General features: G+C 52.6%; 22 protein-coding genes and 1 pseudogene. 9 read left to right on the top strand and 14 right to left on the bottom strand.

The features are described 5' to 3' along the window. Window positions 1–95: 95 nt before the first annotated feature. Both HRU73_RS11580 and HRU73_RS11575 read left to right on the top strand, forming a co-directional pair. Complete coding sequence (locus tag HRU73_RS11580; protein WP_287398781.1) at window positions 96–569, top strand: IS630 transposase-related protein; 474 nt, start codon at window positions 96–98, stop codon at window positions 567–569. Beyond that, window positions 562–927 carry a transposase gene (locus HRU73_RS11575; RefSeq protein WP_287398780.1) on the top strand — a complete coding sequence of 122 codons (366 nt, stop codon included), beginning with the start codon at window positions 562–564 and terminating at the stop codon, window positions 925–927. Before HRU73_RS11580 ends, HRU73_RS11575 begins: the two co-directional genes overlap by 8 nt. 154 nt (window positions 928–1,081) lie before the next feature. Here HRU73_RS11575 and HRU73_RS11570 read toward each other — a convergent pair whose 3' ends face one another. The 3 genes and pseudogenes from HRU73_RS11570 to HRU73_RS13555 all read right to left on the bottom strand — a co-directional run. Next, window positions 1,082–2,449 carry an HlyD family type I secretion periplasmic adaptor subunit gene (locus HRU73_RS11570; RefSeq protein WP_287398779.1) on the bottom strand — a complete coding sequence of 456 codons (1,368 nt, stop codon included), beginning with the start codon at window positions 2,447–2,449 and terminating at the stop codon, window positions 1,082–1,084. A 128-nt stretch (window positions 2,450–2,577) separates the two neighbouring features. Beyond that, a complete protein-coding gene (locus tag HRU73_RS11565) occupies window positions 2,578–10,053 on the bottom strand; it encodes a calcium-binding protein (protein WP_287398778.1) in 7,476 nt (2,491 codons plus the stop codon). A gap of 189 nt (window positions 10,054–10,242) precedes the next feature. Continuing rightward, window positions 10,243–11,844, bottom strand: a pseudogene (locus HRU73_RS13555) (calcium-binding protein); the annotation flags it as partial. On the opposite strand from HRU73_RS13555, the gene HRU73_RS11550 reads away from it, so the two are divergent. Continuing rightward, on the top strand, window positions 11,788–11,958 hold the full coding sequence (locus tag HRU73_RS11550; protein WP_276818166.1) for a hypothetical protein: 171 nt from the start codon (window positions 11,788–11,790) through the stop codon (window positions 11,956–11,958). The pseudogene HRU73_RS13555 and the gene HRU73_RS11550 overlap by 57 nt on opposite strands. A 152-nt stretch (window positions 11,959–12,110) precedes the next feature. Here the strand turns inward: HRU73_RS11550 and HRU73_RS11545 are convergent, their stop codons facing one another. The 5 genes from HRU73_RS11545 to HRU73_RS11525 form a co-directional block, all read right to left on the bottom strand. After that, complete coding sequence (locus HRU73_RS11545) at window positions 12,111–12,254, bottom strand: hypothetical protein (protein WP_276818165.1); 144 nt, start codon at window positions 12,252–12,254, stop codon at window positions 12,111–12,113. A gap of 81 nt (window positions 12,255–12,335) precedes the next feature. Further along, window positions 12,336–12,767 (bottom strand): hypothetical protein, encoded by a 432-nt coding sequence (locus HRU73_RS11540; protein ID WP_276679561.1) that lies wholly within the window; start codon window positions 12,765–12,767, stop codon window positions 12,336–12,338. After that, a complete protein-coding gene (locus HRU73_RS11535) occupies window positions 12,764–13,690 on the bottom strand; it encodes an SPM autocatalytic domain-containing protein (protein ID WP_287398775.1) in 927 nt (308 codons plus the stop codon). The genes HRU73_RS11540 and HRU73_RS11535 overlap by 4 nt, the downstream gene beginning before the upstream one ends. Further along, window positions 13,680–13,802 (bottom strand): hypothetical protein, encoded by a 123-nt coding sequence (locus HRU73_RS11530; protein ID WP_287398774.1) that lies wholly within the window; start codon window positions 13,800–13,802, stop codon window positions 13,680–13,682. The genes HRU73_RS11535 and HRU73_RS11530 overlap by 11 nt, the downstream gene beginning before the upstream one ends. Window positions 13,803–13,805: 3 nt before the next feature. Then, complete coding sequence (locus tag HRU73_RS11525; RefSeq protein WP_276818158.1) at window positions 13,806–13,994, bottom strand: hypothetical protein; 189 nt, start codon at window positions 13,992–13,994, stop codon at window positions 13,806–13,808. A gap of 124 nt (window positions 13,995–14,118) precedes the next feature. Here HRU73_RS11525 and HRU73_RS11520 point away from each other — a divergent pair, with 124 nt between their 5' ends. Beyond that, window positions 14,119–14,697, top strand: a complete 579-nt coding sequence (locus tag HRU73_RS11520) for a hypothetical protein (protein WP_287398773.1) — start codon at window positions 14,119–14,121, stop codon at window positions 14,695–14,697. A gap of 110 nt (window positions 14,698–14,807) precedes the next feature. Here HRU73_RS11520 and HRU73_RS11515 read toward each other — a convergent pair whose 3' ends face one another. The 3 genes from HRU73_RS11515 to HRU73_RS11505 form a co-directional block, all read right to left on the bottom strand. Further along, window positions 14,808–16,970, bottom strand: coding sequence for a peptidase domain-containing ABC transporter (locus HRU73_RS11515; protein WP_287398772.1), 2,163 nt, complete (start codon window positions 16,968–16,970; stop codon window positions 14,808–14,810). Window positions 16,971–17,366: 396 nt separating this feature from the next. After that, a complete protein-coding gene (locus HRU73_RS11510; RefSeq protein ID WP_287398771.1) occupies window positions 17,367–17,753 on the bottom strand; it encodes a VOC family protein in 387 nt (128 codons plus the stop codon). Window positions 17,754–17,808: 55 nt separating this feature from the next. Beyond that, entirely contained in the window at window positions 17,809–18,483 is a 675-nt protein-coding gene (locus HRU73_RS11505; protein WP_287398770.1) for an EcsC family protein, read from the bottom strand. A gap of 409 nt (window positions 18,484–18,892) precedes the next feature. Here HRU73_RS11505 and mdoG point away from each other — a divergent pair, with 409 nt between their 5' ends. From mdoG to smbP, 5 genes are all read left to right on the top strand, one after another. Further along, window positions 18,893–20,431, top strand: a complete 1,539-nt coding sequence (gene mdoG / locus HRU73_RS11500) for a glucans biosynthesis protein MdoG (protein ID WP_353765139.1) — start codon at window positions 18,893–18,895, stop codon at window positions 20,429–20,431. Further along, window positions 20,424–23,027 (top strand): glucans biosynthesis glucosyltransferase MdoH, encoded by a 2,604-nt coding sequence (mdoH, locus tag HRU73_RS11495; RefSeq protein WP_287398768.1) that lies wholly within the window; start codon window positions 20,424–20,426, stop codon window positions 23,025–23,027. Before mdoG ends, mdoH begins: the two co-directional genes overlap by 8 nt. Before the next feature lie 696 nt (window positions 23,028–23,723). Continuing rightward, window positions 23,724–23,993 (top strand): CsbD family protein, encoded by a 270-nt coding sequence (locus HRU73_RS11490; protein ID WP_353765047.1) that lies wholly within the window; start codon window positions 23,724–23,726, stop codon window positions 23,991–23,993. 367 nt (window positions 23,994–24,360) lie between these two features. Further along, entirely contained in the window at window positions 24,361–24,675 is a 315-nt protein-coding gene (locus HRU73_RS11485) for a hypothetical protein (protein ID WP_287398767.1), read from the top strand. Window positions 24,676–24,713: 38 nt separating this feature from the next. After that, complete coding sequence (smbP, locus tag HRU73_RS11480) at window positions 24,714–25,055, top strand: small metal-binding protein SmbP (RefSeq protein ID WP_287398766.1); 342 nt, start codon at window positions 24,714–24,716, stop codon at window positions 25,053–25,055. A gap of 64 nt (window positions 25,056–25,119) precedes the next feature. On the opposite strand, the gene HRU73_RS11475 is transcribed toward smbP, so the two are convergent. The 3 genes from HRU73_RS11475 to HRU73_RS11465 form a co-directional block, all read right to left on the bottom strand. Next, complete coding sequence (locus tag HRU73_RS11475; protein WP_287398765.1) at window positions 25,120–25,572, bottom strand: DUF3465 domain-containing protein; 453 nt, start codon at window positions 25,570–25,572, stop codon at window positions 25,120–25,122. Window positions 25,573–25,653: 81 nt separating this feature from the next. Further along, a complete protein-coding gene (locus tag HRU73_RS11470; RefSeq protein WP_287398764.1) occupies window positions 25,654–26,058 on the bottom strand; it encodes a lysozyme inhibitor LprI family protein in 405 nt (134 codons plus the stop codon). 52 nt (window positions 26,059–26,110) lie between these two features. Beyond that, window positions 26,111–26,869 carry a hypothetical protein gene (locus tag HRU73_RS11465; RefSeq protein ID WP_287398763.1) on the bottom strand — a complete coding sequence of 253 codons (759 nt, stop codon included), beginning with the start codon at window positions 26,867–26,869 and terminating at the stop codon, window positions 26,111–26,113. Window positions 26,870–26,986 lie beyond the last annotated feature (117 nt).

The following is a 26,986-nucleotide window of genomic DNA, read 5'->3' as shown; positions in this document are numbered from 1 at the left end:
TAGTTGCATTCATTCATATCCGGATGCATTTAGTTCTGACATTTGCTGGATTGGAAAATATAGCGAAGCTCAGATAGATTGATTATAATTTACAGATGACTTATCCCATTTCATTTCGCCGCAAAGTTTTATCTGTTCGAGAGAAGGAAGGACTCACCATAGTGCAAACGGCAGCCCGTTTTTGTGTAGGAATTGCCAGCGTGACACGCTGGATAAAAAATCCTGTTCCTCAGGAGACCCGTAACAAACCGGCAACGAAGATCGACATGGCTGCGCTGGCTCGTGATGTACGGGAATTTCCAGACGCCTATCAGGCCGAACGGGCTCGTCGACTGGGTGTGAGCGAAAAAGGTATCGGCCACGCACTAAGGCGTATGAACATCAGCTATAAAAACACTGCAGCATCCCAAAGCGGACGAAGACGAACGGCGCATCTTCCGGGGAGACGATTAAAGCGTATCAAGCTCAAAACCGTGTCATCGTCTATATTGATGAAAGTGGTTTTGCTCACGATATGCCACGAACACACGGGTACGCGCCCATTGGCAAGCGATGTCATGGGTGTGTGATTGGCACGCAAGAGGCCGTGTCAATGTCATCGGCGCATTAATCGATAAATGTCTGCTGACGGTGGGATTGTTCGAAAGCAATATCGATGCAGATACTTTTTTCGGCTGGACGATACACGATCTGTTGCCAAAACTCCCGCCAGCGTCAGTCGTGGTCATGGATAACGCGACCTTTCACAAGAGGCTGGATATTCAAAATGCAATCACACAAGCCGGACATACGCTTGAATATCTGCCAGTGTATTCACCTGACCTTAATCCTATTGAGCACAAATGGGCTCAAACCAAAGCAATCAGAAAACAACAAAACCAAACCGTCGAGCAACTCTTTAAAATCGAATCATTTTATGTGACGTAGGCTATATTGAGAGCCTGCCGATCTCATCCCACAATGTCTGCCTGGTACGCCTGGCAGCCTTCCGCAGTATGGCTTTGAATTTGGAAAATAGCTTCTCGACGAAATTGAAGTCAGGGGAATGAAGCGGCAGATCGCAGATCATTGCTCCCTCTGCTCATCGTTCTCGCCCTGCCTCATGCCAGGCTTTTTGCACCGGCGAGAGCAGGTATTCCGCCACTGTGCGGCCGCCCAGCAGAATTTCTGCTGTGGCCTGCATACCTACGCTCAACGGGTATTTCATACCGTCCATTTCCAGAGAGTTTACAGCGAGCGCCACCAGCGCCTTGTAGCGCAGCGGACGTTGCCTGTCGCCCGCCAAACCCTTGTCGCGGGCTTCCTCCTCACTCTGGGCATCAGCACTGACATGCTCGACCAGACCATGCCCCATGCCGTACTTCTGAAAGGTATAAGCTGCGAACTTGAGCTTGACCGGTTGTCCCGGTCGAACAAAGCCGATATCTTCATTGGAAATCCACACCTCAGCCTTGAGCTTCTCATCACGCGGCACCAGACTCGCCAGCACGGTGCCAGGCTGCACCACGGTACCTGCCGTATGGGTGGCCAGATCTTTAATCACACCATTATAAGGGGCCTTAAGTTCCAGGAGCTCACGCCGATGCTGCTGCTTCTCCAGTTCCTTGGTCAGTTTGTCGAGCTGTGACTGCACCTCGCTACGTTCGGCATGCAACTGGCGCAGATAGTCTGCTTCGATCTGGCGCAATTTCCTGTGGGACTGCTCAATACTGGCTTGAGCAGAAGCGATCAGATGGATTTGGGTAGCCAGCTCCTGTTCCTTCTCGATACGCTCGCGCCGTTTGTCACTACCCATCAAAGCCCCGGCAAAGCCATCCTTGACAAGTCGCTCGTAAGCCTTGTCCTGTCCGCGATAATGCGGCAATACAGCTTCGAGTCGCTCTCTTTGCTGGCGTGCAGCTGCCCGTTCCTGTTGTGCTTTGACCAGACGACTGCGCTCTTCGGCCAGAGCCGCAGCCAGAGCATCGCGGTTGGCTTGGTATTGAGCGCTGGTTTCCCGCATGAGTACCACTGGAGCCTGAACATCCAGCTGGAAAGGCTTGCCGGCAAGTTCCGCATCGATACGGACAAGTTGAAGCTGTTTGCGCATGTGCTCAGCTGTGATGGCCTCCAGATCAGCGTTGGTGATGAGAGCATCCATACGCATCAAAACCTGTCCGGCACGCACCGCCTCGCCTTCATGCACCAGGATTTCCTTGACGATACCAGCCTCCGAAGGCTGCACGATTTTGAGATAATTGGCCGGCACCAGCTTGCCGTCCGCGACGGCTACGATATCCAGACGCCCGACAAGCGCCCAGATGAGCAGGAAAACGAGTAGGGCAAAAAGCGCCCACAACACGCGCCGTCCCTGTGGATGAGGTGCAGTTTGCTGCAAGCGGATGAGCGGCGGATGAAATGCCTGATAGTCAGTGCTGGTATGCTGCACAAAGAATTTCAGTAAAGACATGCAGAAGAATTCTCCTGAGTTTTATAGATGTGCCAAGTACGGCTTATAAGCTTTCGGCTAACCACAGGCACCGGACGAGGCACCCGAAAGCTTCGCCCGATTTTCACGCGATCAGCAGGATCAATCTCTTACCATGACAGCTTGTCGACACCTTCCTTGATACCACTGAAAGTCTTGAACCGAGTGCCGCTACCACCAGCCAGTGAGATAGTATCGACACCACCTCGCGCACTGTGCGTACCGCCCTGCACCCAGCCGGCCAATCCGGCGAGATCAACCCCCTGGTTCGCATGACTCCAGGCAGGTGCACTCTGGCGTTCTGCATCGAGCCGATTCAAGGCACGAGTCATCTCCGCCCAGTGGTGCTCGACATCATGGTTTGCCCGGCCATGGCCGATTTCCTCAGAAAACTGCTGCCACTCACCCCATTGTTCGAACCACCGGCGATCCAGAGCAGGTATTGCCGAATAGGCAGACTTGGCATCAGTCTTGAATCCATCAAGGAATCGGCCCAGTAGATCGTCACGAGGTTCAGATTCCTGCCGGCGACCAGAGGGATTCGAAGATGTGCCGGAACCATCATTGAAATTGGAGCCATATCCGGACAGCGGTATATCCGAACCGTTACCCACTTCTTCATTACTCATCTGCACGGTGGGTACAACAGTCTTGTTGCCGAAGCTGATTTTGAAGACATCCGCAGCAGTTGAGTATGCGCCATGGCCATCACTGGCCATCACCTTGACATCTATGGTGGCTGTCGTACCGGCCGGTGCCATGCCACTGAAAGTCTGCGTCCCTGTATCGAATTCGAGCCAGGAAGGCAGCGCTTTACCGTTGGATAATATCGCCGTGTAGGTAAGCGCATCGTTGCGGTCGGGATCGATGAAGCTGCCTGCCGGCACCCGCCAGGTAAAAGCCTTGCCCCTCGCCAGTTGCACATCCTGCAGAGGACGTTTCAATTGGGGTACATCGTTGATACCCTGCACACTGACCAGCAACTCACCACCCGCCCGGTTCGTGCCATCACTGGCCAGATAAGCAAACCGATCCAGCACTGTTTCACCCGCACCCAACCCCTGTACTCTAGATGAAAAATCATCGAGTACGTAAGCGTAACTGCCATTGGGCAACAAGGTAAATATGCCGTATTCGCCCCATCGGATACCTGGATCTGCCACCTTCAACACGCTGCCTTCCGGATCACGGTCATTGGTCAGCACATTGCCCCAGGCCAGCAGCTTGCGATCCTCGATCACACTGGCCGCATCGGGTGCGGTGACCGGTGCCTGATTGCCGCCGCCGGAAACGATATCGAGCACGAAGGTCTGGCTGACTGCTGCACCGGCGAGATCGGTCGCCGTGACTTGCACGGCATAGTTTCCGGCGATCGTCGGCGTGCCGCTGAAGGTACCGGTGGCGGCATCGAACATGAGCCACCCGGGCAACACGCTACCGTCAGACAAGGTGGCCGAGTAGGCCAGCACATCCCCCGCATCGACATCGATGAAGGCCGTGCCGGGCAGTTGCCAGCTCAGCGCCGTGTCCGTGCGTCCGCTCTGGTTCGTCAGTAACGTGCCGATCTCGGGAGCGTCGTTGACGTTGGCCACCTCCACGTTGAAGAGCTGGCTTGCCTGTGCGCCAGCCAAGTCAGATGCGGTCAAGCGCACGGAGACACTTCCCACATCACCATTGGCCGGAGTACCGCTGAAGGTACGCGTCACGGCGTTAAAGTACAACCACGCAGGCAACGCCGAGCCATCAGACAGAGTGGCTGAGAGTGTCAGTGTGTCACCTGCATCCACATCGCGGAAGGTATCTTCCGGTACGGTAAAGATAAATGATGCATCTTCAGTGGCCTGCTGGTCGGCCAGCGCAACAGCTGCTTCCGGGGCATCGTTAGTGTTCTGCACGGTGAGATGGAAACTGTGGAATACCGAAGCACCCAAACTGTCCATACCCTGGATGACAACATCGAATTCGCCTACATCATGATTGAGCGGTGTGCCGTACAAGGTGCGCGTGGCTGCGTCGTATTGCAGCCAACCCGGTAGAGTCGCGTAACCCAATATCGTCACCCGAGTCATAATATCGCTGTCATCAGCATCGACGAACAAGTCGTCAGGCAGCATCAAGCTGAAGGAGGCATCTTCCAGTGCTACCTGATTCCCGATGGGATTAGCCACCTCCGGCACCCGATTCAGGAATTCTCGCAGGGTGACCGCCGTGCCATTGGCAAACTCAAAGGTATCGATCACCGTACCACCGCCCGTACCGTCCGGAGCATAATTGCTCACACGCACCACGTCACCGCCGGTGCTGTAATGAATCAACAGATCGCCACCCTCCATTTCGATGTACACATCCTCGCGGACGATACCTGCGCCAAAGGTCAGCACATTCCCGATACCCGCCTCCACCCCGTCCTCAATGATATCTTCGCCATCACCCAGATTGACCACATAAGCATCGCGCCCGGAGCCACCACGCAAAACATCGTTACCCAGACCGCCGGTGAGCACATCCTCACCATCGCCGGAGGCCATGACATCGTCTCCGTCGTAACCGTACAGGCGGTCGCCGACGTTGGTGCCGGCAAGTGCATTACCCGAGTTGTCGCCTTCGACCACGAAAGCCCAGGACACGAGCGTGGCGTAATCTACCGCCGTACCGTCAGCGAACTCGAAGCGCTCGACGGCATGGTTGCCGAGCACATCCTCCGGATTGAAACCAGTCAGACGTACCACATCGCCATCATTTCCATAGGAAATGAGCAGCACATGGCTGCCGTTGCCGTCCGCCTCGAAGCGCAGGTTGTTACGCAGCACGTTGGGGTCAATGCCGAGGCCAAAGCGCAGCACATTGCCCGCATCCTGCTCGGCCACATCGTTGATGGTGACGATGCCGTCGCCCAACTTGACGACATAGGTATCGTTGCCGGCTTCGCCCGCCAGCCAATCGTCGCCGGGAGTGGCTTCAATCAGGTCATTGCCCTCATCACCCCAGATGCGATCGGTCAATGCCGTACCCTTGAGGACATCGCCTTCATCCGTGCCGACGATATCGAAACCGCGTGCGAGTAATTCCTCGTAACCGATTTCATCGCCCTCAATGCCAAAGCGGAAACGCTCCACGGCACGCGATCTCAGCGGATCCTCCGGATCGAAGCCCGAAAGACGCACGCGGTTGCCGGTGTTGTAGAGGTCTAGGATCAGGAAGCCTTCGCTGTCGTAGGACAGGTGCACGTCATCGAGCGTCGTGCCTTCAGGCAGTACCAGTGTGTTGGGCGCGTCACCCTCCTCATTATCGATGATGGTGTCTGTATCACTATCAGCATTGATGAGATAGAGATCACCGCCCGCGCCGCCACTCATCGTATCGTCGGACTCACGACCCTCGATCCAGTCGGCCAGCGCCGTACCGGTCAATACGTCATTCTCAGGGGTGCCGATGATACGCACACCTCGTGCCAGCAAATCATCAAAGGAGAGATAAACACCCCCCCAAGGCAGGCTGATTTCAGCCACTGGCGCCTGCATACCCGATGCGCGCGGATCAAAACCGGCAAAGCGGATCACATCGCCTTCCTCGGTCAAGCGCAGCAGCAAGTCGTGTCCATCAAACTCCAGGTGCAGGTCGTCGGCACTGATTTCGCCAGTGATCTCGATATGGTTCGTATCCTGTTCGCGCCAGGTTTCAGCAATGAGTGTCTCAGTGGGGCGGCTGCCCCATTCCTTGTGGACGCGGTAGGTATCGGAGCCCACACCACCCACCAGGCGATCCGCACCGCCTTGACCATTGAGTGTGTCATCGCCATCTCCGCCGATCAGGGTGTCGGCAAATGACGTGCCATCAAGCCAACCGCCTTCGTTACCGGCCATTTCGGTCTTGCCCGTGGGTTCGATATTCTCGGCCACGATCTCGGTACCGTCGGCAAAGCGAATGATGTCCACTGAACGGGTCTGCGTTGCCCGGCCCGGCTCATAACCGCGCAGGATCACTTTATCACCGGGATGGTCTGCAAATTCTATTATCAGATCGCCATTCTGCTCCGAGTAACGCAGATCTTCCTGTCGAATCCCGGGGCCGAAACTGAGGATATTAGGAGCATCATCAACGAGCGCGCCGCCGTAACTGCCATCACCCCAAGCCGGTAATCGCTCCTGCGTGGCATAGACTGACGGGACTGATGGCTCATTCCAGCTGAGCACGCGATGATCATCGTCGATGATCGTCACACCATCTCCAGCCTGGTAGAGATAAGTATCCCCGTCCCATTCGCCAAAGAGGGTATCGTGCCCGGTACCGCCGGAAAGCGTATCCACCCCCCATCCGCCATAAAGGAAGTCATCACCTGCGCCACCGTCGAGCACATCGTCACCCTCGCCACCGTGGATCAGGTCATTGCCATCACCTCCCAAGATAGTGTCATCCCTGGACAGGCCCAGCACGATGTCGTTGCCCGCGCCCGCATCCAGCGAGTCGTCGGCGTTTGTGCCGTAGAGTACATCATTGCCATCGGTTGGGGTGTTGTTGGCAAGATTCGCCGAGGCAAACAGGTCACCGCTCTGAGCATAAGCCACTACTTCCAGGCCGCCTGCCGGCGCTACCGTACTGGTCAGTTCGAAATCCGCACCATCGAAGACAAGTGGTATCTCAGTCGTTGCAGACAGCAAGGCAGCTGTGTTGGCCTGCAGCCAGCCGGCCAAGTCGAAGATGTGCGCTCTGCCATCGGCAGCGATGAACTGGATGTGCTCCAGATCGCCCGGCAAGTTGTCGACGTGTGCACCGTCAAGGGTAATCAATCCACCCGCACCGCCATCAATAAGCAGCGTCACGTAACCCTCGCGATCCAGTGTTGCCGAAAGCATGACCGGCGTAACGGATGCCCCGAAGGAGAGCGTATCCATTCCATCTCCCGCCCGGAATATGTCATGGCCGTCGCCGTAGTTGAAAACGACGACATCATCACCGTCGCCGGTTTCGATCCAATCATCCCCGGTTTCGCCGGCGATCAGATCATCACCCGAGCCGGTATGAATGCTGTCGTTACCCGTACCGGCGGAGATGCGGTTGTTACCCGCGGCAAGATAAACGTAATCATCATTGCCGCGCGCCTGTACCGTCACTGGCTGACCGGTGTAGTCATAGATGTCATCGTCTGCCTGGCTGCCCAGAATCGTCGTGGGATCATCCTGGTTACGGTACTGCCGCCCCATTATGCCGCCATCGGCACGGCTGATCACATCAGCCAATGTCCACTCGATACCATCATCGAAATGGAAACGCTGGATTGCGCCACGTCCGAGATCGTCCTCATTCTCACTACGCACGATCAGGGCATCATTGCCGCCAATACCGATAACCAGATTGGTATAACCCACATCACCCGGCCGGCTGCTCCAGCTCTCGTCACCCAATTGCACCGACACATCTTCCGGCCGGATACCCGGCGCGAACACCACGGTGTCATTGGCTACCGCGAGACTCGCGCCCAAGGCATTATCCAGATCCATCCCCGGCGCCATAATATAGGTGTTGTTGCCCGCATCGCCATACAGCCAGTCCCGATCGGCGCCGCCATCCAACACATCATCACCACTTTCGCCGTAGAGATCATCCTGCCCCGCACCACCTGTGAGTACATCGTTGCCTTCGCGACCGTAGAGAGTGCTGTCCTTCTCCGTGCCCGTCAGCACATCGTTTCCGGGTGAACCATGGAGAATCTCCGCGCCTTCGCTCACGTTGAGCCTGGCCAGTACATCATTCACATTCAAATGCGCACCATTGGCAAACTCGAAGTGGTCGATGCGCCGCCAGTTACCCAGCCACCCCTTAATGCGTATCGCATCACCTGATGCACTGACGGTGGCAATCAGATCTCTGTCATCACGACTAAAGGCGACATCGTTCTGGCCGATACCCGGCTTGAATACGACGCGCCCGTAACTGACCTCAATAACGTCCTGCCCATCACCGATGCCAAAGCGGTAGGTATCGTAACCACCCAAATCCTGAAAATAATCATCACCTGCACCACCGTCGAGAGTGTCGTCCTGGTAGCTACCGACGATGGCATCGTCCCCGGCAGTCGTCGCCAGTGCCCGCGAGGCCAGTTCGGTGCGATCCCATACCATGCCATCGACGAAGCGTAATTGCTCGATACCTCGCTCGGTTGACCAGGTTTCTGCCTGGCCGCGCACGATCAGGCGGCTGCCATCGGGAAGGGTGATGGCCATATCTCCTTGCCGCGTCCAGCGCACGGTGACATCTTCCGGGTTGATACCCACGTCCAGCTCCACCACGTCCTCGCCAACAGAATAATCCTCGATAATCACATCCTGGCCGCCACCGAGGCCAAAGCGGTAGGTGTCGGAGCCCGCTCCGCCTTCCAGTATGTCATCACCTGCACCACCAATGATCAGATCATCGCGCCCCGAGAAGCCACGTAACTCATCGTTACCGGCCTCACCCAGCAACACGCGCGACTTGATCGCTTCCGCATCCCACAGCGTGCCGTCGGCAAAGACGATCTCTTCCACCGCGTAGCGATTACTTTCGTTGAAATGGTTCTTGACAGTGAGCGTCTCGCTGGTATCGCGAATGGTGATCTTCAAGTCGTCGCTGATCTGCCAGCCGTTCACAGTGCGTACTCGCTCCAGCCGCACATCGGAGGGTGTCACGCCCGTCTTGAACTCGATGCGGTCGACTTCACCCTGTTGCCAGGAATCTTCGATGATGAGGTCGTGGCTGTCGCCTCGGCCAAAGCGGTAGATATCGCCCTCGCCGTTCCCATCGTAGATCTGATTGCCCCGGCTAATGGCACCTCCGCCACGCAGTACATCATTGCCCGCACTACCGTCCAGGATGTCCCGGCCAGCACCGCCCAACAGCACGTCATTGCCGCCCTGGCCGCTCAGAACATCATCTGCACGTGAACCGATGATGGTTTCCGCCTCCTCACTGCCGGCGAACAGGATCGCTTGTACGTCGACAACGCCGAGCACCGTGCCGTCGGCAAAGGCAATGCGCTCGATCAGGTAAGAGCCATTCTCCCCATTCCACGCTTCATCAAAATACTGCTTGAGCGTCACCTGATCGCTGCTGCCGTGAACCGCCAGCACCAGATCATTGCCGCTGCGGATGAACTTCACGTCAGCAGGCGCCACACCTTCCTTGAAGCGCAGCGTGTCACTGTTGCCGGCGGTGGTATCGCCATCAATCACCGTGTCCTGGCCGTCACCGCGGCCGAAGAGGTAGGTGTCGTTGCCGTTGGCGGAAATCTGTGGCGTGGTGTTGCGTTCTTGCCGCCACTGGCCGTTATCATTGACCCAGTTCCAGCCTGTACTACCGATCAGGAGGTCATTGCCCGCACCGCCGTCGATAATATCGTTACCGCCGTTACCGATCAGCGTGTCGTTACCCACCTGGCCGGTGATTGTGTCGCTTACACTGGAGCCGTGGATGATGTCGTCGTTCTCGGTGGTCGCGGCAACAGTGGCGTGCAGCGCATCGTCGTGGCTCCACACCGCGCCATCGTCGAACACGTACTGGCCGACGCCGTTTTGCCCCCACCAGTAGCCGCTGCGCGGCACGGACAGCATCTCCCCGGTATCGATGATGGTGAAGATGAGGTTGTCAGCGTAGTCGGCGGTAACCCGGATATCCGTTGGACTCAGGCCCAAGAGGCGCACGGTGTCGCGTTGCACGCCGTTTTCTGCATAGTCGCTAATAGTGTCATGGCCGTAGCCTCGCCCAAAGACGTAGGTGTCGGCGCCGGCTTCGCCATAAAGCATATCGTTGCCCGCGCCACCGGAAATCAGATCATCGTCGTTACCACCGTAGATGCGGTCGTCACCCCCCTGGCCGAACAGGCGGTCGGCGCCGGCGTAGCCATAGAGGCGGTCGTTGCCTTCGTCTGCCAGCACGATGTCGGCTTTGTCGGTGAGCCCGATGTTATCGTCGTCCGCAGTGAGTCGGCGCACCTTGAATTCGTTAAGCAGCACCGTGATGCCTGCCGTCTGCGGCAGAGTGTCGATCGCCTGGTCGAAATCCGCCAGCCCGTTCCAGTTGGTGCCGGAGAGGAAACCGTTGGCGTAGCGGTCGAGATCGAGCAGGTCGGCCAGATAGTTCTCCGGGTCGGCAGCTTTCTTGTCCGCCTGCATCTGGTTGAGTTGTGTGGCGTCCAGTCGCAGGCCGCTGTCATCGATGATGAGTTCGATCTGGTCGAGATAGGGCTTGAGACGCGTCTGCATCACTAGGCTGGCGTAGACGCTCTCCTTCAGGCTGTCGTAGGCCTGCTGTAGCAGGTCGAGTTGTGCCTGGGAAAAATTCATACGCAGGGTGGGCAAGGCTTCAACTGCCGTTGCACCAGGCTTTTTTGAACCTGCCACCACGGAAAAACCCCAGTTAGCGCTGTCGGTCTGGCTCTTTTGCGAGGGCAGATTGAAGAAATACTGGCCGTTGAAGGCCTCCAATACGTGCAGCTTGCGGCTCCACTCGTCGATGAGAGCGCGGTAGTATTCGGAGAGGTAGAGGCTGCCCGCGTCGGTCATCAGTGCTGCGCCGGATGTGATAGTGCCGCCAGCCACGGTGACAATGTTACTGGAGCGGCTGACATTGCCGAAGGCTTCGTATTCGATACGGTATTGGCCTTGGGCACGTTCTTCGAGGCTTGCCGCCATGCCGGAGGTGTCGGCCCAGGCGGTGAGCAGTTGATCGAGCAGCGCCTTCTGCCCGGTGCGTGTCCCGGCGGACTGGAACTGGGCAAGCAGGCTGGCAACATTGCCGGACTGAGCGGCGGCCTGTTGCAGTTCGCGCACGTTACCGGTACCGCTCATGTTGGGAAGAACCTTGAGGGCTTCCTGCACTTCGATCTGCTCGGCGAATTTCGTATTGAAAGTGTCGGTAGCAAGTTTGAATTCGCCCATCGCCGACGTGCTGCCGTCGGCGCGCGTAAAGCTGCCTTCACGGGAAAGCATGTTGCCGTTACTGAGGCGCTGGTTCTTGAGGGTATTGGCGAGGTTGAGCGAAACAATGCCTGCTTCAGCCAGGGTGATGAATTCGCCGCCTTGGGAAACGCCATCTTGCGACACATCACGCCAGAGTTTCAACTCTGTGAAAGCGGGGTCGGAAGCATCGAGGATACCGTCGCCGTTGGCGTCGAGTGAAGCCAAGGCAGCAAAGCCGTTAGGGGCCAGGGTGCCGTTGGGCAGTGGGGTGAAGTCGCCGAACAGTTCGGCGCCAGTGTCGATCACACCGTCGGCGTTTCTGTCCCAGACCAGCAGCGCATCGTTTTTGCCCACCCAGCCGGTTCTGGTCAATACGCCGTCACCGTCATGATCGAAGTAAACATTCGAGGCAAGACCAACAGTTTCGAGACCGTCGCCATCCAGGTCGAGAATAATGGGGTCGCGGGGGGGTTGCCAGTTTTTAGCACGATCAAACAAATCACGCAGCGTGAGATTCAGCCACTGGGTATATGGGTTCCAAACTATGGTTTCAAATAAATCCCTCAAAAAATTGTCAGGGAATATATTTGGTGAGGCCAGAGCTTGGATACCAGCTTCGGTAAATGCCTTAAATGCCCAGTTTGCGCACTGAGAGCCATATGGCAGGTAGTACGGTGGAGGATTTTCAGTCGACTTTTGTATGTAATCCATCAGCCTCCCGTACGAATCGACATCCAGAGATATTTTTCCTGTTGTTCGGTTATATTCATGGTTTGTGTCGTCATAAATTTTCCCGTCCCCAGTGAAGGTACCTGGTTGACGAGGAGCAAATCCGTATCCTCTCTCGATGCCATCTGGACCAGTCACAATGATAAATGTATGTGGAATCCCATCTTTTCCACCAATATCTACTCGCATTTCAATACTGTACATTTTTATCTCTCCAGTTTAATGGTGACAAAAGGCTTTCCCTGCTTAAAGAACGACCTTAATTCGTCTTCTTTTGTGAATAAAAAATGTTCGACTTCAATTGACATTTTGTCAGTTGCGTAGAAGACCTTAATTACTTCTTCAGAAATTTGACGCAGAATGTTATTGTCATTTACGCTATATGTTGAAATTGCAAGCCCCTTCTTGGCCGGACTAACAAAAAGAAGCTTTCGCTCTCGACAGTCTTTAAGTGACGAGCATGCTCCGCCAGTAGTCAATACCTTTTCAATCCTTTCTGCCAAAAGCAGTCGTTCTTTTTCATACGCCCTATTTTCTCCGGAGTTTGCCATTGGGATATATTGAATCATTAAAAGAAAAGCGAAAATGGTTATAGACGCATATCTGCGTAAATTGGATATGTAATTGCATAATTTCATGCGGACATCCTCCACACCTCCTCATTCGCATATCCACCTCCCCGCCAGTGCTGACTTCCATACATGCCCGCCAGCACGTTGCCGGTACCACCCATGTTGGGAAGTTGTTTGAGCAGCTCGGGAACCTCGATCTGCTCGGCGAATTTCGTATTGAAAGTGTCGGTAGCAAGTTTGAATTCGCCCATCGCCGACGTGCTGCCGTCGGCACGCGTAAAGCTGCCTTCACGGGAAAGCATGTTGCCGTTACTGAGGCGCTGGTTCTTGAGGGTATTGGCGAGGTTGAGCGAAACAATGCCTGCTTCAGCCAGGGTGATGAATTCGCCGCCTTGGGAAACGCCATCTTGCGACACATCACGCCAGAGTTTCAACTCTGTGAAAGCGGGGTCGGAAGCATCGAGGATACCGTCGCCGTTGGCGTCGAGTAAAGCCAAGGCAGCAAAGCCGTTAGGGGCCAGGGTGCCGTTGGGCAGTGGGGTGAAGTCGCCGAACAGTTCGGCGCCAGTGTCGATCACACCGTCGGCGTTTCTGTCCCAGACCAGCAGCGCATCGTTTTTGCCCACCCAGCCGGTTCTGGTCAATACGCCGTCACCGTCATGATCGAAGTAAACATTCGAGGCAAGACCAACAGTTTCGAGACCGTCGCCATCCAGGTCGAGAATAATGGGGTCGCGGGGCCAAACCCAGGATTTGGCACGATCCCAGAATTTTTTGAGGTTATCAAAAAGTGAGTCGTTATTCGGAGTGCGCTTTTCGATCTCATTGTCATTTATATAGATATCCCGTAGCTGGTCGAGTATTTTTTGCTGCTCAGAAGAAGCTGGATCGGACCATTGATACCAACCGAGATCTGGTGCAGGGGGTGCACCGTACCACTTGCCGTCCTGAGGGTTATACGTATAACCATAAATATTATTAATAGCCACCAAGTTCTCCAGACGTAAACAGCGCTCCAATACCGACGACTTTTTCACCAATCAGAGCGTTGATACCACTTGCTGCAACAAACTTTTTCAGAACACCACTTAAACTGGGCATTTTTTATCCTTTCATGAGAAAAACAATGGTTGCAATCAGTGCCAATAACTCAATCAGCCCAAGCATGGCAGTTGCAAATGGATATTTCGTTGTGATTAGCGAATAGCGTCCCCAAGTTATTAACCTTATTGAAATAGCACCTACCTTGAAACAAATAACATTGAGTAGAAAATCAAAAACAATATCAAACACTGTTACTCCCTTCTAATAAGTATCCTTGCAAATTGCGCGGATTTTCCCCGTTATTTTTTCTTGCAATCCTTTCAGGGCTTGGTTGATGCTGAAAACTATCTGATAGGTCTGAGTGAAGTATTCGGTGCTCACATCGCCACCCTCCACAGTTCCCTATTCGCGCCGCCGATGCCGTTCCGCCAGCACCGGCTTCGCACATTCCCGCTGGCACACTGTCGGCATGGTCGCCCCGGCTCTTTTGCGAGGGCAGGTTGAAGAAATACTGGCCGTTGAAGGCCTCCAATACGTGCAGCTTGCGACTCCACTCGTCGATGAGTGGTGCGATAGTGTTCGGAAAGAGGTAGAGGCCGCCCGCGCCGGATGTGATAGTGCCGCCAGCCACGGTGGCAATGTTGCTGGAGCGGCTGATATTGCCGAAGGCTTCGTATTCGATACGGTATTGGCCTTGGGCACGTTCTTCAAGGCTTGCCGCCATGCCGGAGGTGTCGGCCCAGGCGGTGAGCAGTTGATCGAGCAGCGCCTTCTGCCCGGTACGTGTCCCGGCGGACTGGAACTAGGCAAGCAGGCTGGCAACATTGCCGGACTGGGCAGCGGCCTGTTGCAGTTCGCGCACATTGCCTGTACTGCCCAAGCTAGACAAGATATTGAATTCTGCCTGTACATCATTTTGCAGAATGCTCACTGCGATTCCCTCAGAAATTAAAAATTACTTAGAGCCAAATCGGCTTCCCGGACAAAAACTTTCATCTATGCTGAAACAGGCTCCATTCATCCATCACATCTCTTCTTCATCAAACTCATCTGCACGGTCTACTACCCCATATTTACTACTTCATCTACCTGCAAGCCCTTGGGCACCTGATGGGTGACGAAAACCATCGTCACCTTGCCTTTCAAACGGTTGATGGTCTGAGCGAAATGTTCGGCAGTCTGTTGATCCAGGTTGGAAATCGCCTCGTCGAAAATCAGTACCTTGGGCCGCTTCAAGAGCGCACGGGCAATCGCGATGCGCTGGCGTTGTCCGCCGGATAGCCCAGTACCGCGCTCACCGATTTCGGTTTGATAACCTTGCGGCAGTTTTTCGATCACCTCATGGATTTCTGCCACACGACAGGCGGCGATCACATCTTCGAAGCTGGCGTGCGGGTGGGCCATGACCAGGTTGTCATACACTGTGCCGGAGAACAGCACCGTCTCCTGTGGCACCACGCCGAAGGTGGCGCGCAGCTCATTGGCGGCGAGTTGGCGGATATCGCGCCCGTCCAGCATGATTTGCCCTTCCTGCGGCCAGTAGAAACCCTGCATGAGTTTAGCCAACGTGCTCTTCCCACAGCCGGAGGGGCCCATCAACACGGTAAGCTTACCGGTAGGGATAGTGAGATTCAGATTGCGATAAAGCCAGGGATGCTGCTCTGAATAGCGGAAACCCATATCCCGAATGACGATCTGTCCGGCACCACCAGCGGCACGCTGTGGCGTGAGGGTGAAAGGCTCCTGCGGCATGTCGAGGATGTCACCCAGCCGCTCAACAGAAACGCTGGCCTGCTGGAATTCCTGCCACAAGCCCACCAGCCGCATTACGGGTTGACTCATGCGACTGGCGAACATCTGAAAAGCAACCAGCATACCCACCGTCATACCGGTGTTCTGCATTACCAGCCAGGCGCCAATGATCAGAATGGACAGAGTCATCATCTGCTCCAGCCCGCTGGCCACCACGTTGTAAGTATTGCCGACCTGCCGGGCGGAGAAACTCGCCGCGAGGTACTGAGCCAGGTAGGTGCCGTAGCGCTTATCCACATCCGATTCCAGTTGCAGGGACTTGACTGTGGCCATGCCGGCGAGATATTCGGTAAGAAAAGCCTGATTCCGGGCACCGAGCAGGAACTGCTTGTCCAGCCGCGCGCGGAAGATGGGTACCATGACGAGGCTGACGATGACGATCAGTACCAGGATGCCCAGTGCGATCAGCGTAAGCTGCCAACTGTAGATGAACATTACGGCAAGAAAAATGAACAGGAAAGGTAGATCCAGCACCAGGCTCACCGCTGCGCCGGAGATAAATTCACGTAATTGTTCCACCCCGTGCAGACGGGCGACCAAAGTGCCGGTGGGCCGTTGCTCGAAATACGGCAGCGGCAGTCGCAACAAATGACGCAGTACCTTCTCGCCCAGCACTGCGTCGATACGGCTGCCGGTGTGCAGTACCAAATACTGACGCAGCCAGCTCATACCACTGGTAAAGAACATGAACACCACCAATGCCACACCCAACACAACGAGAGTGCTCTCTGAATGGTGGGCAATGACCTTGTCGATGATAACCTGGGTAAATAATGGTGTAGCCAGCCCCACGAGCTGAATGGCAAGACTGGCGAGCAATACATCGCGCCAGATATTCTTGTGGCGCAGCAGTTCAGGAATGAACCAGGAAAAACCAAAAGGTTTTTGCACAGATGCGGCTTCAGCAGCTTTACCAACAGTTTCTGTCATGGGTGGCTCAGTTTCAGTTACCAGCAACATGAACGGCAGGCACCGGGTACAGGCAATTTCTGCTGAAAGGGGTTCAGGACTGGTCTGGCCGGGGCGTACCCAAGCCAGCTTATAGTCGCCGTGTTTAACGACCAGCGCCGGGGAAAGTGTGGAATTTGTATCGCCCGAAGCAATTTCGGGAACAGTGCAGGAATTGGTGGATGGTAAATCGGTTCTCTCTTCCGGCAGGAATACCACCGCGGGAACCGGCAGATTCGACCAGTCGTTCTCCGGCCAGTCGGCCAGACCGGCTTTGAGGCCCAGAGCTTCCAGTGCCTCAATCAGGGAAGGGATATCAAATGGTGGTGCAAAGCGCTGTAACACCAGCGCGGCATCGAAAGGTCGGCGGTAAAAGCTGGCCAGGCTGCCCAGCAGCCACAGAGCCGAGGGTGTATCGAGCTGTCCCGGTGAACGGGCAGCCGTGTCCTGCTGTGCTCTCTGCATATCTCTTATTCTTATATGTCATCGTATGACGACAAATGCGTCATTGCGCCAAAGAACATACAGTATGTCAAGAGCAACCCCCGCGACAAAATGTCGCACCAGCATACCGTCGCTTGAGCATCAGCGTCCGGATCCAGGACAAGTGATGAATCGAAAAATTACGTGTACCTGTCAACTACCCTTCCGCTTCTTCGATCAGAAGCCCTTGGACGAGATATCGTCTTAACCCTTACCGCTTCTCATCAGGTTCGTTCGGCTGAAAGTAATCTGTGCCGATGACCATGCTATCTGATTACGGTCTATTGAAGATAGACAGCTTGATGGAACTTATAACGTGCATTTCGTAGAATTTACAGCCGAATACCAGCTGAGAGTAGTATCAGCTTGAATAAATAGTTAGCCTGTACGCTCACGCAGATGAACGATATTACCTTCCGGATCACAGACATTGCGCACTCGTAAACCAGGCCCGGGCCATAATGGCCCCCACACCTTGCCACCACATTCTTCGGCAATACGCTCTGCTGTGGCCAGGCTCTCAACAGTGAAGAACGGTTTGATTGCCTGTTCCTCGCGTGGCACGGGTGGTACGGCAATAGTGATCTGCTCGGCGAACTGCGGTGGAATTGCGTGAATGATCAGCTGAACATCTGGTGATTGCAGCACCCTGTGTTCACTGTCTGCATGCAGCACTTTCGCCCCCAGCACTTGCTCGTAGAAGGATGAAACTTTATCCAGCTGCTTTGCGTAAATCAGCACACCTGTACGAGCGGAGCCAGACATTCGATTCTCCGGATATGTCAGTTAATAAATAACCCGTGCGGCCTGTTGCTTGAAGTCAGACGATCGAGTCAGTAACCGAGAAAAAATCCCTGGCTTTTGTCCCGACATACCAGGTCAATCCTTTGTTGGCAGAGAAGCCAATGATTACACCAACGCCGAACGGGATAGCTTTTTCTGCGGCTTTTTTTGTGAAGGTTATTCCAACTTTCTTGAATAGCTCTCTTAGCGTTTGAAGAGATGCATCTTGGAGATATTGTTGCATCATTTTTACTGATGCTTTTTTGCCAGATTCTTTCCCGCCCACTCTGGTCATCTCACTGATTGCACCAAGCCCCGCAATCATCAAACAAAGGCGTTTTTCCTCTTCGATGGTAATGTCACGGCCGTAAATCGTTGCAATGGCCATTGTCATTTCAATTTGATACTTCATGGAAAGAGCCGTATTGGCTGTTGCGCCGCCAAATGCAGCCAGAACAGTGCCCAGCCCGGGGATTGCCCCTGTAAGAGCGGTCGTTCCGCCCACAAAGGCAGTATAGTAGGAGTAGTTCGATATGATCTTATCGGCAGCATAAGCGTTGATCTCGTCTTCCGAACGATCACTCCCATACCGGGTTACATATTTATCCTTGAGTTGCAGAGCCTCTTTTCTGATAACAGCAGGCTCCGCGAGAACCAGCTCAATTGCTTTCAGAAGGATTGGTTTGTCACCAACCGTAATGACTTCTGACATGTCACCTCCTTGTGTTTTTGCTGCTGCCTAATGCCGCGCTCTGCGGCCAATGGGGAACGCAGGGGGAAATTTGTCCGACAGCGGCGCGTGTTATATGCCTTTCTCATCAACAACTCACAAATACTGCCTTGAACTGATCAGACGTTTTCATTTGTCAGCGGTGCGGTAAAGCAATCTTCATCCGGAAAACCTGAGGCTTTGAACAGATTCCCAGAACTGATTCAGGCAAGGCCTGTCGGAACCACAGGCAGTGTATATATTTTGATGAGTTCCGATGCGAAAGTTTCTGAACAATCGAATGCAGATGGCATCAGTCAACAGCCGTTCAGATTGCCTGGATTATCATCAAAATAAATGGACTGGATCGATCAAGTACACAAAAGACAAACGGATGAGACATAAACCACAAATAACAAAAATGCGTTGGTTGGGTGTAGCAGTAACGTTATTAGTCTTATACGCTTCGTCGGCCTGGGCCTTTAGTATCGATGATGTCGCAAAACAGGCCCAACTACTAGCCAGCGAAAGTTATGAAACACCGGAAACCAACTTGCCCTCCATTTTCCGCGATATGAAGTATGCGGATTATCAACAGATTCAATTCAATCACGATAAAGCTTACTGGAACAATCTGAAGACCCCATTCAAGCTTGAGTTTTACCACCAGGGCATGTATTTCGATACACCTGTCAAAATCAATGAAGTCACTGCTACATCGGTACATCAAATCAAATACAGCCCTGATTATTTCAATTTTGGCAACGTCCAGCATGACAAAGACACAGTGAAAGATCTTGGTTTTGCCGGCTTCAAAGTGCTCTATCCAATCAATAGCAAAAATAAAAACGACGAAATTCTCAGTATGCTCGGCGCCAGCTATTTCCGCATGATTGGCGCAGGCCAGGTTTATGGTCTTTCCGCACGCGGCCTGGCTATCGATACTGCTCTGCCTTCCGGCGAAGAGTTTCCCCGGTTCCGGGAATTCTGGATCGAACGGCCTAAACCCGCTGACAGGCACCTGATAATTTATGCACTACTGGACTCGCCACACGCGACGGGCGCTTACCGCTTTGTCATCATGCCGAACCGCGACATCACCGTTAACATCCAGTCGAAAATCTATCTGCGCGACAAGGTCGGCAAGCTGGGCATTGCGCCACTGACGAGCATGTTCCTGTTTGGCTCCAACCAGCCTTCCCCGATGATGAACTTCCGTCCTGAGTTACATGATTCCAACGGCCTTTCTATTCACGCCGGTAACGGAGAGTGGCTCTGGCGCCCGCTGAACAATCCCAAGCATCTGGCTATCAGCAGTTTTTCCACAGAAAACCCGCAGGGGTTTGGCCTGCTGCAGCGTGGCCGTCAATTCTCACGTTTTGAAGATCTGGATGATCGTTACGATTTGCGACCGAGCGCATGGATCACTCCGAAAGGGAAATGGGGCAAAGGCAGCGTCGAGCTGATAGAAATTCCGACCAACGACGAAACCAACGACAACATCGTTGCTTTCTGGACACCGGATCAACTGCCGGAGGCGGGTAAAGAAATAAACTTCAAATACACCCTCACCTTCAGCAAGGATGAAGACAAACTGCATGCACCGGATAACGCATATGTCATACAGACGCTTCGCTCAACGGGCGATGTAAAACAATCGAATCTGATTCGCCTGCCTGACGGCACGATTGCCTTCATCGTCGATTTCACTGGCAGGAAAATGAAGAAATTGCCGCAGGATACGCCTGTTGCAGCGCAGGCCAGTATCGATGACAACGGTACGATCGTCGAAAGCAGCGTACGTTACAACCCGATTATCAAAGGCTGGCGCCTGACACTGCGCGTAAAAGTGAAAGATGTAGAGAAAATCACTGAGATGCGTGCTGCACTGGTCAATGGTGACCAGATACTGAGTGAAACCTGGAGCTATCAGTTGCCCGCTGATGAATAAGATCACCGAATATATTGATGCGCTACCGCTGACTGCTGCTGAGAAAGCAACGCTGCCGGCAACGGATATCCGCACCCTTCACGAGATGCTGGATCCTGAGCATCGCAACTATGCGCGTGAGGATGATTCGCCACTGGGATCTGTGAAAGCACGGCTTGAGCAAAGCTGGCCTGATTCTCTGGTCAACAGACAATTGACTGAAGACGATGAAGCGCGTACGCAGCTGGAGACAATGCCCAAAGCGACACGCTCATCCATGTCACCGGATCCATGGCACACCAATCTGATTGGCCGATTCTGGGATCATATGCGCGGACGCAATATCACACCGCGCCATGTGTCGCAACTGACGAAGGAAGAGCAGGCTCATGAACAAGAATGGTGCACTGTCGGCACCATTCGCCGCTACATCCTGCTGCTGCTGACATTTTCGCAGACTGCACTTGCCACCTGGTATATGAAAACCATCCTTCCTTATCAGGGCTGGGCGCTGATCAATCCGATCGACATGATTGGCCAGGATGTGTGGGTATCGTTTATGCAGCTGCTGCCTTATATACTGCAAAGCGGCATTTTAATCCTGTTTGCCATTCTCTTCTGCTGGATATCCGCCGGTTTCTGGACGGCGCTGATGGGTTTTCTGCAACTGCTGATCGGTAAAGACAAATACAGTATTTCCGCATCGATAGCGGAAGATACGCCAATCCATCCCGGGCACCGTACGGCGTTGATCATGCCTATCTGCAATGAGGACGTGGATCGTGTATTCGCCGGATTACGGGCGACCTGGGAATCACTAAAGGCGACAAATCAGCAGCAACACTTCGATATCTATATTCTGAGCGACAGCTATGACCCTGATATCTGCGTTGCAGAACAAAAAGCATGGATAGAACTGATTGCAGAGGTACAGGATAAAGGCCAGATATTCTATCGTCGTCGCGGCCGCCGCGTAAAACGCAAGAGCGGCAATATTGACGATTTCTGCCGCCGCTGGGGCAGCCAGTACAGTTACATGGTAGTGCTGGATGCGGATTCGGTGATGTCAGGAGAGTGTCTGACCAGTCTGGTGCGCTTGATGGAGGCCAACCCCAATGCTGGCATCATTCAATCGTGGCCGAGAGCCTCAGGCATGAATACCTTCTACGCACGCTGCCAGCAGTTTGCGACCCGTGTTTACGGGCCCCTGTTTACTGCCGGCCTGCATTTCTGGCAATTGGGAGAATCACACTACTGGGGCCACAACGCCATCATCCGTGTGCAACCATTCATTGAACACTGTACGCTGGCGCTTCTGCCGGGTGAAGGCACTTTTGCGGGCTCCATTCTCTCTCACGACTTCGTGGAAGCCGCATTGATGCGCCGTGCGGGATGGGGAGTATGGATTGCTTACGATCTGCCGGGTTCTTATGAAGAACTGCCACCGAACCTGCTGGACGAGCTTAAACGCGATCGCCGCTGGTGTCACGGCAACCTGATGAACTTCCGCCTGTTCCTGGTGAAAGGCCTGCATCCGGTACATCGCGCAGTATTCCTCACCGGCGTCATGTCTTATCTTTCCGCACCACTGTGGTTTATGTTTCTTGCACTTTCCACCGCACTGCAGATAGTACATACGCTCACAGAACCGCATTACTTCCTGCAACCGCACCAGCTGTTTCCGGTGTGGCCGCAGTGGCAACCGGAGCTGGCGATCGCGCTGCTGGCCTCGACCATGGTGCTGCTGTTTCTGCCCAAGCTGCTAAGTATTTTGCTCATCTGGTGCAAAGGAACAAAGGAGTATGGCGGATTCATTCGCGTTACGATCTCCCTGCTGCTGGAAGTGATTTTCTCAGTGCTGCTGGCGCCGGTGCGCATGCTGTTCCATACGGTATTCGTAGTCAGCGCCTTTCTTGGCTGGGAGGTGACATGGAAATCGCCACAACGCGACGATGACTCCACCACGTGGCGTGAAGCCTTTATGCGCCATGGTTCTCAACTGCTGCTGGGGCTGGTTTGGGCAATAGGGATGGCGTGGCTCGATTTGCGCTTTCTGTTCTGGCTGGCGCCTATCGTCTTCTCGCTGATTCTGTCACCGTTCGTATCAATCTTTTCCAGTCGTGCATCTATTGGCTTGCGTGCCAAACGCTGGAAGCTACTCCTGATCCCGGAAGAATATTCACCGCCCAAGGTATTGGTGGATACAGACAATTATCTGATGGTGAATCGCAACCGCACACTGAACGATGGTTTTATGCACGCCGTGTTTCATCCCTCATTCAATGCGCTGGCAACGGCAACAGCCACCGCTCGCCACCGCAAGAGCAAAGTGCTTGAAATTGCCCGCGATCATCAAATTGAGCAGGCACTAAATGAGCTCCCTGACAAACTCAACCGCGATTGCCGTCTGACACTGTTGAGTGACCCGGTTATCATGTCACGCCTGCATTACCGCGTATGGGCAACGCCGGAGAAATACCCCTCATGGGTAAATTACTATCAGCAACTAACACTCAATCCGTCGGCACTGAAACAACACAAGCCAAATATTAAGGAGAAGGCTGGCTATACGGAATCAACCGCTCAAATCGATGCGGCTCTCCCCGGGACACCCTGATGTAGCGCTAACTGGCAGCCCTGCGACTGTAGAGAACGGGGTTGACGCAACATCAGCAGCAATCACTGACAGGTTTATCCGTTATGTCCACCCTGCCACATGGGAGCTGTTTTGATCCCGATGCATCCAATGACGATACCCCTTTCTCATTCCCTCCATACTGCCCTCCCTGAGAATTAAACCTGCCACTAACAGTTTGAGCAACAGAATCCTTTGGGGTGTGGTTCAGCACCCCATAGCGGATCGCAATTTAACAAAAAACTTTGGCTCATCATCATTTTTTTATCATTAAATGATGAAATCAATCAAACTAAATTACTATTAATATCATACGGTTATGATATTAATAGTAATTTAGCATATAAAAATATTGAACGATAAAAGATATTTGTACACTTTCTTTATAAGAAAATAAGAATGGTTTTCGATTACAGCATAATTACTTTTTAAAGATGACATAAGTCTGATTTACTGGATCCGGGTTACATAAAGATCTTATTTTTTGCTAAATGGAGATTTCTCTATGCCCTACAAAAAGAACGAAGATCTATTCGAAAACGTTATTCATGTTCTGCCTTCTCATGCACAAGATATTTATCGCGCTGCATTCAAGACAGTGTGCCAGATACACAATCAGATGCGTCCAGCTGTAGTTTTTAAGTTTAATTCTTAATTATCTTTGCATATGGAGGGTATATGAAACATACCTGCTCAACCAATGATCTGGGATGTTTAAAGTTCAATAAAAGAAGAGAAATCATGGGCTGGAATACGGTTGAAAGAAACTGGAAGGAACTAAAAGGCAAACTTAAAGAAACATGGGGCGATATGACTGATGATGAGCTGAATGTCATTGCAGGCAAACGTGAGCGACTGGTGGGAAAAATCCAAACCAAATATGAAGTTGCAAAGGAAGACGCGGAAAGACAGGTTAACGCTTTTGCTCATGATTGCGATAGCTGCTAAGAATCTGTTTTAGAAAATGATAATCGAACCATCGTGCAGAAATGATGATTCGACTTAAAGAGCAGATCGGTACTTATGAAACAACAATAAGTATCGGGGCTGCACAGGTGAGCCGGCATCTCATCTGTCTTACAAAGGTAGTAAATAGAACTTTTTTAACTTATTAAATTAACAGGAGTTAATTATGAAAAACTGAACATTTTATCGACATCAGCTGTTACCTCTTTATTGCCACAACTGCATTTACAGATGTGCAACTCTGTCTCCAACAGTACAGAAACAGCATTTGAAGTGGATCAACCGGGGCGTTAACTCAATCAAAGAAAGGTTAATCGTAGCGTCTTATAAACATACGAGGATATTCAAAATGAAAGCTCATATCTCAAAGGTAAAACTTTCTATTTTAGTGCCGGCAGCTTTGTTATCCGGATTCTTCCTGATAGGAAATACTGCGGCAACAGCCGACTCTTCTTCAGACAGCAATCGCGCAAACAGTGAGAAATACGAAAAGAAAAAAGATACCCAAAAATATGATCAGCGAAATGATTCGGATGAAGGCAGAAGAGGTATAGAAGATACCGTGATACCTGAGGCTGATAGCAATTCAACTGATCAGCAAAATCACAATCTTCGCAATCCGTCAGAACAGTCCCCCGCAGAAATTATGCCGGACAGAAACTAATCTACATCAAAATCTTATTTAACAAAAAGAGGAAGGTTATGAAAAAAATATTATCAATCTTATCGAGTACTTTCATTCTGTCTTTATTTATGCTCAATTCAGCCAACGCGCAGATAGAGAATGTTCATCTGCAAGAAGCAATCAGGCAAACAGAAGCTGTGGTTCTGGCAGTAGATGTAATGACCATGACACAACTGGCGCAGGAAGCAGAAAGGTATGCCGTTGAAGTTAAATCAACACATCCTGAAAACAAGCATCTTCAGGAAGGATTGAAACACCTGAATGACGTCATAAAAGAATCTCGGGCTGGCGAACCTGCCGCAGCCAGAAAAGCAGCTATTGTCGCGTTGAGTAAATTTAATCAAATTGAGAGTAAATAAATATAGCTCAGGGCTTGGAATGACAGAACGAAATCATGTCATTCCAGGCCCTGCAGTTCTCAAATCACTGATAAATTTGTCCACTATGTTTTAGCCACCCTCCCACGTGGGAGCCGTTTGGATCCCGATGCGTCCAATGCACAACCCCTCCTTTTTCATTCCATTCATACTGCCCTGAGAATTGAATAGCATCTCCCTTTTTGAGGGAACCTATTCTCGGTGCAATATCAATATTGTGCGAAATCAAAAGCGTTTGGCCGGAACGCAGGGAAATAATGAATTTTTGATGCCTGCTGCCAACATTGTCATCCGGGAGCAATTTTGTGACAACACCCTCCCCGGAGACTTGCAGATTACTCTTACGATTTGAGAAAGCATCAGCAATCGTTGCATCCGTATCACCCCGGCTCTCCGAGAAAGTCGGGTGCTGGAGTCTGTCGGGTATTGAGGTGTAGGGATTGCCGAGATACGAATAGCCGGCAACTATTGCCACCGCAAGAAATATGAGTTTCTTCATATCGTACCTTCTAATTCATGAGTGAAACCACGCCGCGAAGCGAAGGCAAATAGGTCGGCTGGATGCACTTGCTGGATTTATTTACCGGCTGCCTCTGCACACATCACCTTCTTCCGCAGTAAGCCACCCCGAAAGCTGCTCAATACGGTGGTTAACCAATGCAGCCTGCTCCAAACAACTGCACATTGGATAGATCGAACCGTATTCCTCGCGCTTGTTATCAGCGGGATAAATAGCTTCCATCTCCGCATCCCGGAATGCCAACCATGCGCGTTGTGCCTTGCGTAGCCTGGCCGTGAAATTGGCATCGTCTTTATGCTGCTCCAGGAGCTGCTGATAGATGGCATTGAGCTTTTTGTCCGCTTCCCGATACGCCCCACACGCATCATCATTGAGATCAGCTTGAATCTGTGCATTCGCGACCGCACACAAAAGCGCACAAATAAAAAAGACAACGGATCGAATATTCATTTTATTGAAGTTCAACGTGTAGCTTGAGGGACGCTCGAAACGAATCGTTATGCGTCAACCCCACCCCTTATTTGCTTCGTCGAATTGACTGAAGCCACTTTTCGGCGATCCGGCGCACAAACTGCTCTGCCTCGGTCGGGGTCATAGGATCAGTGCTATTCAGCTCCCGGGGAATCCCATGCCTTGCCCAGTCGCCGGTAACTGCTGGATTATGAACAGCATCCTTGAAACGATTGAACTGCTCTTCATTAATCCCAATCTCGTCATGAAATGCTGATCTGTTGTTGTGGTGTCCTTCGGCAAATTCGTAGATCTTGTACAACGTTTCACCAGATGGATTCTCAATGCACAACAGCTCAATTACTTTCGCAGCCTTTGGATCGAGAAAAGCAGGCTCAAGAAGAACCCGCTGGCGCTCCAGTGTGGCTTGATATTCGAGTTCATTGTGTTCTTCGTGCCACTTGGATAACTCGTCGGAAGAGAGTTCTTTTGGCGGAGAGATCGTTATGGCTCCAGTGCCGCAGGTATTCTTCATTACACATGAGGCCCCCTCTAGAAACACATGGCGGCGCGGTGGCGTAGTAGCATAGTCAATCACTGATCCAAGCGCAAATTCCGGATCAATATTCGCAGGACCCTTGAATGCTGCTCTTACGTCCTTCGCTATCTCAAACGCATCTGCTGCCGTCGCACAGGCATCAATGGTTGGAGACGATAACGCTGGACATTCATTTTCCTGTATCAGATCGAAACCTAGTCCCTTGAGAAGATCAGCTAGATTCCTTTGCTCCAGACTTGTTTTTTGAACTTCAATTGCCCATTTCATCACAGCGCTCCCCGTCTAGTTGCAGAGGCCCTTGTCGCATAACGTAATATATAAGACATTTTGTCCAATAACTTTGTATATAACATCGTTTCTGGAATATAGCCTACGCCACATCGC

This window comes from Nitrosomonas sp. H1_AOB3 (assembly GCF_015709435.1).
In the GTDB taxonomy this organism is placed as follows: domain Bacteria; phylum Pseudomonadota; class Gammaproteobacteria; order Burkholderiales; family Nitrosomonadaceae; genus Nitrosomonas; species Nitrosomonas europaea.
Note: the sequence above shows the minus strand (reverse complement) of the source record. Positions and strands in the feature narration are given on the sequence as shown.